Source organism: Mycobacterium sp. KBS0706 (assembly GCF_005938675.2).
Lineage (GTDB): Bacteria > Pseudomonadota > Alphaproteobacteria > DSM-16000 > Inquilinaceae > Inquilinus.
The window spans coordinates 1-1,938 of sequence record NZ_VCCH02000253.1 but is presented as its reverse complement, the minus strand read 5'-3'; the positions used below and the strand labels follow the sequence as shown (position 1 = coordinate 1,938).

Sequence of the window (1,938 nt, the reverse complement as noted above, 5' to 3'; positions counted from 1 at the left end):
ATCGGGTAGGAGGGAGCCTTGCGGCATCCCTCCTCCCACACCACCGTGCGTACGGTTCCGTACACGGCGGTTCATGGAGCGCGGTTGAGGCGGCGGTGCCGGTCGAGGAGGCTGATCAGTCCGAGAGATCGGAAGAAGCTGGCCCGGAAGGCGTCGTGCATGTGGCTGGCCCCGGCGTTCCACCAGGGGCCATGTCCGTTATAAGCGGACAGCCATGCTCGTTCTTGGTCAAGCCCGCGCCGCATCATGTGCATTGCTCGTATCCTCGGCCGCTTCCATTGGCGCCAGATCAGGCAGCGCAAGCGCCGTCGGAGCCAGCCATCCAGTTCCTCGAAGATGCCCTTGGCCTCGGCCGGCTGGAAGTATGCGATCCAGCCGGTCAATGCCGGGGCGAGGTCTTCGATGGTGCGGCTGAGGCTGCGGCCTCGTCCCTGGCGCCACTGCGCCCGGAGCTTGCCCTTGAGCCGCGCCACGCTCGTCGGCGCCACGCGCAGGCGCGGCACCTTGTGGGCGGTCATGGTGAAGCCCAGGAAGACGCGGTTCCAAGGACGGTCTACGGCGCTCTTGGCCCCGTTGACCGCAAGCCGCAGCACCTCCTTCAGGAACCGGGTGATCGAGGCCATCACCCGCTCACCGGCCCGCTGCGTCCGCACATAGATGTTGCAGTCGTCGGCGTACCGGCAGAAGGCGTGGCCCCGCCGGTCCAGTTCCTTGTCGAGGTCGTCGAGCAGGATGTTCGACAAGAGCGGCGACAAGGGGCCGCCCTGGGGCGTCCCCTCCGTCCGCATCGTCGCCATCCCGCCCGTCATCAATCCGGCCTGCAGGTAGTGGCGGATCAGCCGCAGCACCCGCTTGTCCGAGACCTTGCGCGCCACCCGTGCCATCAGCACATCGTGGTTCACCCGGTCGAAGAACTTCTCCAGGTCGAGATCGACCACAAAGCGGCGGCCGGCGGCCACGTGGGACCGCGCGGCCTTCACCGCGTCGTGGGCGCTCCGCCCCGGCCGGAAGCCGTACGAGGCGTCGGAGAAGTCCGGATCGAAGATCGGCAACAGCACCTGATGCATCGCCTGCTGGATGAACCGGTCGAGCACGGTCGGGATGCCCAACAGGCGCACCCCGCCGCCGGGCTTGGGGATCTCCACCCCGCGCACCGGCGCCGGCTCGTACCGGCCTTCAAGCAGGTTCTCCCGGATGCCCGGCCAGTGTCCCTCCAGGAAGGTCCACAATTGCTCGACGGTCATCTTGTCGATGCCCGGCGCGCCCTGGTTCGCCTTGACCCGGCGGTAGGCCGTCATCAGGTTCTCCCGGCCGAGGATCGCCTCCATCAGCCGCTCGCTCTCCTCCGGTCGGGAAGGTCTCGGCCCTGCCGTGGCGCTTGACGCACCCAAGGCCGGCTGCGGCGGCTGCCGGCCGCCGTGCCCCGCGTGGGCTTGGGGCATCTCAGCCCCGTCTTCTGCGTCTCCCATCGCCATCGAAAGGCCGGCCTCCGTCCGGCGCTCCATGTTCGGCCCTTCGCCGCTCGGTTCGGCTACTACGGCCTCTGCTGACGCCTGCCGCCCCTTCCCGACGCCTCGCGGCGCCGGTAGCACACCTGTCGCCAGGGGCAGGCCGGCAGGCCTCCCAGGGTAAGACGCGTGACCTTCGTGCCATATACCTGGCGCATCTACGGCCGCACCCTCCGGGTGATATCGGGCTTCGGGTCTTTAGGCCCCCTCGCCCAAGTACGGACGCCTCCTATGCGCTTCCTGTTCGTCAGGCCGGCACTTTGCTTACAGCTTCCTTCAGACCCCGCCTCACGACGACGCCCTTGCTGTTCGGCTAGCGGTTCCCATCACCAGGGCCCGCAGAGGACGCTCACCTCCAAGTCACCTCGACCGCCACCACAGCGGACCAGGCAGCGCCCGTCACGGCGCTTCGCGCCATGCCTGGCGCACC

The 1,938-nt window shown here is 68.5% G+C and carries 1 protein-coding gene; it reads right to left on the bottom strand.

Annotated features, from left to right (window positions below; all coding sequences use genetic code 11):
• Positions 1-71: 71 nt before the first annotated feature.
• Positions 72-1,328 (bottom strand): group II intron reverse transcriptase/maturase, encoded by a 1,257-nt coding sequence (gene ltrA / locus FFK22_RS41610; RefSeq protein ID WP_221939295.1) that lies wholly within the window; start codon positions 1,326-1,328, stop codon positions 72-74.
• Positions 1,329-1,938 lie beyond the last annotated feature (610 nt).

What these genes read in the sequence shown, in the direction of transcription:
- ltrA (WP_221939295.1), bottom strand. Translation starts at nt 1,328, where the DNA reads ATGGAGGCGATCCTCGGCCGGGAGAACCTGATGACGGCCTACCGCCGG.